Origin of the sequence: Streptomyces aurantiacus, from assembly GCF_001418335.1 — a bacterium.
Taxonomy (GTDB): domain Bacteria; phylum Actinomycetota; class Actinomycetes; order Streptomycetales; family Streptomycetaceae; genus Streptomyces; species Streptomyces aurantiacus.
The window spans coordinates 1-6,994 of sequence record NZ_LIPP01000447.1 but is presented as its reverse complement, the minus strand read 5'-3'; the positions used below and the strand labels follow the sequence as shown (position 1 = coordinate 6,994).

Annotated in this window: 6 protein-coding genes; 1 reads left to right on the top strand and 5 read right to left on the bottom strand. The window is 71.4% G+C overall.

What is annotated here, in order from left to right:
* Positions 1–107 precede the first annotated feature (107 nt).
* A complete protein-coding gene (locus AOK01_RS38425) occupies positions 108–566 on the bottom strand; it encodes a hypothetical protein (protein ID WP_055520043.1) in 459 nt (152 codons plus the stop codon).
* A gap of 34 nt (positions 567–600) precedes the next feature.
* Positions 601–930 carry a peptidase gene (locus AOK01_RS38420; protein ID WP_055520041.1) on the bottom strand — a complete coding sequence of 110 codons (330 nt, stop codon included), beginning with the start codon at positions 928–930 and terminating at the stop codon, positions 601–603.
* A 158-nt stretch (positions 931–1,088) separates the two neighbouring features.
* Between AOK01_RS38420 and AOK01_RS38415 the strand changes: the two genes are divergently transcribed.
* On the top strand, positions 1,089–3,332 hold the full coding sequence (locus AOK01_RS38415; RefSeq protein WP_055520039.1) for a protein kinase domain-containing protein: 2,244 nt from the start codon (positions 1,089–1,091) through the stop codon (positions 3,330–3,332).
* Positions 3,333–3,415: 83 nt separating this feature from the next.
* On the opposite strand, the gene ilvD is transcribed toward AOK01_RS38415, so the two are convergent.
* The 3 genes from ilvD to AOK01_RS38400 form a co-directional block, all read right to left on the bottom strand.
* Positions 3,416–5,269, bottom strand: coding sequence for a dihydroxy-acid dehydratase (ilvD, locus tag AOK01_RS38410; protein ID WP_055520038.1), 1,854 nt, complete (start codon positions 5,267–5,269; stop codon positions 3,416–3,418).
* A gap of 183 nt (positions 5,270–5,452) precedes the next feature.
* Positions 5,453–6,067 carry a TetR/AcrR family transcriptional regulator gene (locus tag AOK01_RS38405; RefSeq protein ID WP_055520036.1) on the bottom strand — a complete coding sequence of 205 codons (615 nt, stop codon included), beginning with the start codon at positions 6,065–6,067 and terminating at the stop codon, positions 5,453–5,455.
* The gene (locus AOK01_RS38400; protein ID WP_055520034.1) at positions 6,064–6,888 is read right to left on the bottom strand and encodes a sugar phosphate isomerase/epimerase family protein; all 825 of its coding nucleotides are present in this window, start codon (positions 6,886–6,888) and stop codon (positions 6,064–6,066) included. The genes AOK01_RS38405 and AOK01_RS38400 overlap by 4 nt, the downstream gene beginning before the upstream one ends.
* Between the last annotated feature and the right edge of the window lie 106 nt (positions 6,889–6,994).

Genomic DNA, 6,994 nt, shown 5'->3' with positions numbered 1-6,994 from the left:
GTTGCTTGTGGCTGAGCGCGCCGTTCCCCGCGCCCCTGAAAAACACCGCTATCGGCCGGCCGCCGGGTGCCGGTGGCCTGTGGCCGAGCGCGCCGTTCTCCGTGCCCCTAGGAACGCCGGCCCGCACCGTACGCGGTGCGGGCCGTGGCGTACTCGGTGCGGTGGAGGTGCTCGCCCGGGGCCTCCGTCAGTGAGCGGAAGAAGTACGCGGTGAGGGTGCCGACGAATCCGATGGTCAGCAGGCCGCGGAGGGCGGACTGGGTGTCCGGGGCCTGGCGTTCCGTAAAGCCCGTCCAGGTCTGGCGGAACGCGAGCGCGCTGCAGATGGCGAACATCGCCACCACCAGCACCGTGACGAAGCCGCCCACGGCCGCGATCTCCAGTCCCTCGTACGCGAAGCGGAGGACCAGGCAACTGGCCACGATCGCGACGAGCGAGCCGACTGCCACGGCCGCACGGCGGGCCGCGTAACCGCCGTCGTGGTCCACCCAGGTCGTTCCGAAGAAGCGGATCGGTTCGGGGCGGGGGCCTGCGGCGGTGTTGAGTGTGTCCGGGGCTTCGCTCACTGCTTGATTATCGCCGTCGGGGCGTCGCGCCGGCTCAGGCGCAGCGCGGTGCCACGTAACCGTCGCTGCCCGTGTGGACGTACGCGTCCGAGACGTACTGGCCGTTCGCGATGTTGTCCCAGAGGTTCGTCGTGCCGTAGGTGCCGGTCACCCACTCCCCGGGCTTCTGGCAGTTGATCGGCACGTTGGCGCCGAGCGGCAGCACCTTGATGAGCTGGTACTGGGTGCCGGGGCCGCTGCGGACCTTCAGGCGTACGCCGGGGGCCACCGGGTAGCGGACCGCCAGCGTCGTCGCTGCCTCCGCTGTCTCCGCCGTCTCTTCGGATCTTCCTTCGACTGTGCTTGTGCCTTCCTCAACTGCCATTGCTACTCCCCGTGTTGGTGTTTTCCTGCTCAGTGTTCCGGTACTTTCGCGGCTTTCACACGCGACCCGCGCAGGCTAGCAAGCCCGTCCGACATCGCACGCACCATCGACTAGGCTCCGTGCGTCGCGCTGTGCGGACACAGACACGGGGGTGGGCCATGGCCCCGCTGCGGAGTTTCGGAGCCGGACAAGAAGCGGAACACCCGGACTATGCCGGGCAGTACCGCCTTGAGTCCTGCCTGGGCGCGGGCGGCATGGGTGTGGTGCATCTCGCGACGTCCGCCTCCGGACTGCGTCTCGCGATCAAGGTCGTCCATGCCCAGTACGCGGCGGATCCCGAGTTCAGGGCACGCTTCCGGCAGGAGGTGAGCGCCGCCCGGCGGGTGAGCGGGGCCTTCACCGCCCCTGTCGTGGACGCCGATCCGAACGCCGAACTGCCGTGGATGGCAACCCTGTTCATCCCCGGCCCCACCCTCGCCGAGCAGGTGAAGCGGAACGGCGCCATGGAGGCCGCCGAGGTGCGCAGGCTCGGGGCCGGCCTGGCCGAGGCGCTGCGTGACATTCACCGGGCCGGAGTGGTCCACCGCGATCTCAAGCCGAGCAATGTCCTTCTCGCGCCCGACGGCCCCAAGGTCATCGACTTCGGCATCTCGCGTCCGACGGACAGCGATGTGCGCACGGAGACCGGCAAGTTGATCGGCTCGCCGCCCTTCATGGCGCCCGAGCAGTTCCAGCGGCCGAGGGAGGTCGGGCCGGCCGCCGATGTGTTCGCGATGGGTGCGGTGCTCGCCCACGCGGCGACGGGCCGCGGCCCCTTCGACTCCAACAGTCCGTACATCGTCGCGTACCAAGTGGTGCACAACGAACCGGATCTGGCGGGCGTCCCGGACGACCTGGTGCCGTTGATCCTGCGCTGCCTCGCGAAGGACCCGGCCGAACGGCCCCTGCCGGCCGAGGTGATGGACGCCCTGCGGCAGCCGGTGCCCGCACCCGTTTCCGCATCCACGTCCGCGTCCCCGCCTCGCATACCCGCTCAGCGGCGTCCTCCGGGTCCTCCGACGGACACGCACTTCGCCGCCGCGCCGCGACAGGAGCCGGAGCCGGTCGCTCCGCCGCGCTCGCGCCGCCGTCTCAGACGCGTCGTCACGGTCGGGGGCGTGGCCGGCGCCGTACTCGCGCTGGTCGCCGCGGGCGCCTTCGGCATACGGGAGTGGGTGTCGTCCGAAGCCGAGACGCCTTCGGCCGGCCCTGCCAAGGCGGGCCTTGAGGACTTCCGGCCGTGGAGTACCGCCCTCGACAGTTCCCCCGCCGCCCGGGAACAGGCCACGCCTCCGGTCTGCACTTCGGGTGGGGGCGCCCTCTACTGCTCGGCTCCGGGGGTTCCGGCGGCGCGGCTCGATCCCGCGAGCGGCCGGATCATGTGGTCGTACGAGGCCGAGGACGCGCCCGAGGACGCACGCGAGGACGCGACCGACAGCGGTGACGGTTCGGCGGGAGCGAAAACGCCGCCCGAGTTGTCGGGCGGTCTGCTGCACCTCACGAGCGGCGACCGGCTTCAAGCCGTCGATCCCCGGTCTGGGAAACAGCGCTGGGACGTGGACATCTCCGCGTACGCGTCCGTCGTGCACGGGGTGGACACCACGCTCCTCGTCGGTGAGCGCGGCGCCGTGCGGGCGCTGGACAGCGCGACCGGCAAGGAGCGCTGGGGCAAGCAGATCGGCGGCCTCGGCACCCAGTGGATCGGCGGCCCGGCCGAGTCGGGGGTCTTCTACGCGGTGACACCCTCCGACGCCGGGACCGCCACCGAGGTGAGCGCGGTGTCCGCGGAGCGGGGCGCCGTGCTGTGGACGAGGTCGGCGGCCGGGAACCTGAGCCCGTTCGCCGCGCCGGACGGGGCCCTGTACCTCCTGTCGACGAACGCCGACCAACTGGTCGACGCCATCGTCCGGTTCGACAGCGGGAAGCGGAGCGCCCGCCGGGTGGCCCTGCCGACCCCGCTCGACCGGGCCTCCGCCGCAGAGCGCGGTGGCGTCGTGTACCTCAGCGATGTGGGCGGCTCACTCGTGGCCGTCGACACGCGCCGGACCGGAGAGGCCACCGATGGGAACGGCGCCGGTGGGAAGGGGGCTGAGCTGTGGCGTCTGGAGACATCCGTGAGCCGTCCGTCGCGGCCGGTGGTGTCGGGCGGCCATGTGTACGTCTCCGCCCCCGACGGCCGCCTCCTCGCCACGGACGCCCGCGACGGTGACCCGCTGGGCCAGACCCGCCCCCGGCTCGGCGGTGACACGGCACGGGTCGTGGCCGAACTGCCCGTGCCGGTGGTCATGGACGGCAGGATCTTCGCCGGCGCGCCCGACGGCAACGTCTTCGCCCTGGCCGCCCACGAGCCCGCCGACTGGTGACCCCCTAAGGGGCGCGGGGAACTGCGCGACCAGCCCCCACCGGCCCGCGGACGAATCCGCACAACCAGCGGAGCACCTCGCGTTCAGCCGAGCTTCGAGACGTCGCGCACCGCGCCCCTGTCCGCACTGGTCGCCATCGCCGCGTAGGCGCGCAACGCGGCCGAGACCTTGCGCTCGCGGGCCACCGGCGCGTACACGCCCCCGAGAGCCTCGCGGCGCTCGGCCAGTTCCTCGTCGGAGACCAGGAGCTCGATGCTGCGGCCCGGGATGTCGATGCGGATGCGGTCGCCGTCCCGGACGAGGGCGATCGTGCCGCCGGACGCCGCCTCGGGCGAGGCGTGCCCGATGGACAGGCCCGAGGTGCCGCCGGAGAAGCGGCCGTCGGTGACCAGGGCGCAGGTCTTGCCCAGGCCGCGGCCCTTCAGGAAGGAGGTCGGGTAGAGCATCTCCTGCATGCCGGGGCCGCCCTTGGGGCCCTCGTAGCGGATGACGACGACGTCGCCGTGCGTGATCTCCTTCTTGAGGATCTTGTCGACGGCCTCCTCCTGCGACTCGCAGACGACCGCCGGGCCCTCGAAGGTCCAGATCGACTCGTCCACGCCGGCCGTCTTCACGACACAGCCGTCGACGGCGAGGTTGCCCTTCAGGACCGCGAGGCCGCCGTCCTTGGAGTACGCGTGCTCCGCCGAGCGGATGCAGCCGCCCTCCGCGTCCTCGTCGAGGGCCGCCCAGCGCTCGGACTGGGAGAAGGCCTCGGACGAGCGGACGCCGCCGGGCGCCGCGTACCACAGCTCCACGGCCTCCGGGGAGGGGGAGCCGGCGCGGATGTCCCAGGTCTTGAGCCAGTCCGAGAGGGACGGGCTGTGCACCGCGTGGACGTCCTCGTTCAGGAGGCCGGCGCGGTGGAGTTCGCCGAGCAGAGCGGGGATGCCGCCGGCCCGGTGCACGTCCTCCATGTAGTACGTACGGTCCTTCGCCACGTTCGGGGCGACCTTGGCGAGGCAGGGCACGCGGCGCGAGACCGCGTTGATCTCGTCCAGGCCGAACGGGACGCCCCCCTCCTCGGCGGCGGCCAGCAGGTGCAGGATCGTGTTGGTCGAGCCGCCCATGGCGATGTCGAGGGCCATGGCGTTCTCGAAGGCCGCGATGGTGGCGACGTTGCGCGGCAGGACCGACTCGTCGTCCTGCTCGTAGTAGCGCAGGGTGATGTCCATGACCGTGCGCGCCGCGTCCTCGTACAGGCCTTTGCGGGCCGTGTGCGTGGCGAGGACCGAGCCGTTGCCGGGGAGGGAGAGGCCGATGGCCTCGGTCAGGCAGTTCATGGAGTTGGCGGTGAACATGCCGGAACACGAACCGCAGGTCGGGCAGGCGTTCTCCTCGATACGGAGGATGTCCTCGTCCGAGATCTTCTCGTTCGCCGCTTCGGACATCGCGTCGACCAGGTCGAGCGTGCGGACCGTGCCGTCGACCAGCGTGGCGCGGCCGGACTCCATGGGGCCGCCGGAGACGAAGACCGTCGGGATGTTCAGGCGCAGAGCGGCCATGAGCATGCCGGGGGTGATCTTGTCGCAGTTCGAGATGCAGATCAGGGCGTCGGCGCAGTGGGCCTCCACCATGTACTCCACGCTGTCCGCGATCAGGTCGCGGGACGGCAGGGAGTAGAGCATTCCGCCGTGGCCCATCGCGATGCCGTCGTCGACGGCGATCGTGTTGAACTCGCGCGGGATGCCGCCCGCGGCCGTGATGGCCTCGCTCACGATCCGGCCGACCGGCTGGAGGTGGGTGTGGCCGGGCACGAACTCCGTGAAGGAGTTGGCGACCGCGATGATCGGCTTGCGGCCGATGTCCGCACTCGGTACACCGGAGGCGCGCATAAGGGCGCGTGCGCCCGCCATGTTGCGTCCGTGGGTGACTGTGCGGGACCTCAGCTCGGGCATCGTCGCTCGCTCCTTCGGAGAGTGTTGACTGCCGTCGAGCGTACGCCGGTCATCCAGGGTTCGGACAGGATGTCCGGTATGCGGGACGGTTGTCTCGGGTTTCGGGTTTCGGGTGAGCGGAGTGCGGGCGCCGGGGGTGCCGTACCGGTTGTGTGTGGCTGGGCGCGCAGTTCCCCGCGCCCCTTACGGGGCCGTCAGGTGGGTCTGGATCACCGGGGACACTCGCTCGATGATCTGTTCCGGGGTCGCGGAGGCCAGGGGTTCCACCCTGATCACGTACCGCAGCATCGCGATGCCCACGAGTTGGGCGGCGGCCAGTTCCGCGCGCAGTTCGGCGTCGGGGCGGTCCAGCCGGTCGGCGATGCGGCGCAGCAGCTGGGCGGAGATCAGGCGGCGGAAGACTCCGGCCGCGACCTCGTTGTTCACGGCGGAGCGGACGATCGCGAGCAGGGCCTTGCGGGTGGCCGGGTTCTCCCAGACTCCGAAGAAGAAGCGGGCCAGTCGCTCGCCGACGCCGTCGAGGGGGCCCTCGGTGATCGAGCCGGGGGCGCTCAGGAGGGGCCCGATGGCGACCTCGATGGACGCCTCGAAGACCTGTTCCTTGGTGCCGTAGTAGTGGTGCACGAGCGCCGAGTCGACGCCCGCCGTCTTGGCGATTCCGCGCACGGACGTCTTCTCGTAACCGCGCTCCGAGAACTCCTCGCGGGCCGCCGTCAGGATGCGGTCGCGGGCCGCGGGGAGGTCCGCGGAGTCCGTACGGGAGGGGCGTCCCCGGCGGCGCGGGGCGGCGGCGGTCATGAACGCGGGACCCGGGCCGCCGAGGCCAGGTGGAGGCGGGTGAAGGCGAGGGCCTCCGCCAGGTCGGCCTCGCGCTCGGCGCTCGACATGGCCCGGCGGGTGTTGACCTCGATGACGACATGGCCGTCGTAGCCGGACAGGGCGAGCCGTTCGAGCAGCTCGGCGCAGGGCTGCGTCCCGCGTCCTGGGACCAGGTGCTCGTCCTTGATGGAACCGCTGCCGTCGGCGAGGTGGACGTGACCGAGGCGGTCGCTCATGCGGTCGATCATCTGGAGCGCGTCCGTGCGGGCCGTCGCGGTGTGGCTCAGGTCGATCGTGAAGTGCCGGTAGTCGTCCTTCGTCACGTCCCAGTCGGGTGCGTACGCGAGCATCTCGCGGTCGCGGTAGCGCCAGGGGTACATGTTCTCGACGGCGAACCGTACGTCCGTCTCGTTCGCCATCCGCCAGATCCCGGTGACGAAGTCGCGGGCGTACTGGCGTTGCCAGCGGAACGGGGGGTGTACGACGACCGTGCTGGCCCCGAGCTTCTCGGCGGCGGCGCGGGCGCGCTGCAGCTTGGTCCACGGGTCGGTGGACCAGACGCGCTGGGTGATGAGCAGGCAGGGGGCGTGCACGGCGAGGATCGGGACGCGGTGGTAGTCGCTGAGGCGGCGCAGGGCCTCGATGTCCTGGCTGACCGGGTCGGTCCACACCATGACCTCGACGCCGTCGTAGCCGAGGCGCGCGGCGATCTCGAAGGCCGTCGCCGTCGACTCCGGGTAGACGGAGGCCGTGGAGAGCGCGACCTTCGCATCCGGGATGCGCACGACTGGTTCTGCCACGGGGACAGGTTACGGGGTTGCTCCGCGGGGCCGCTCCGCGGTGTGCGTGTGGGGGGGGAGCGGGACTGATCCGCCGGGGGGCGAGTGCGGGTGGTGTGTGGCTGGG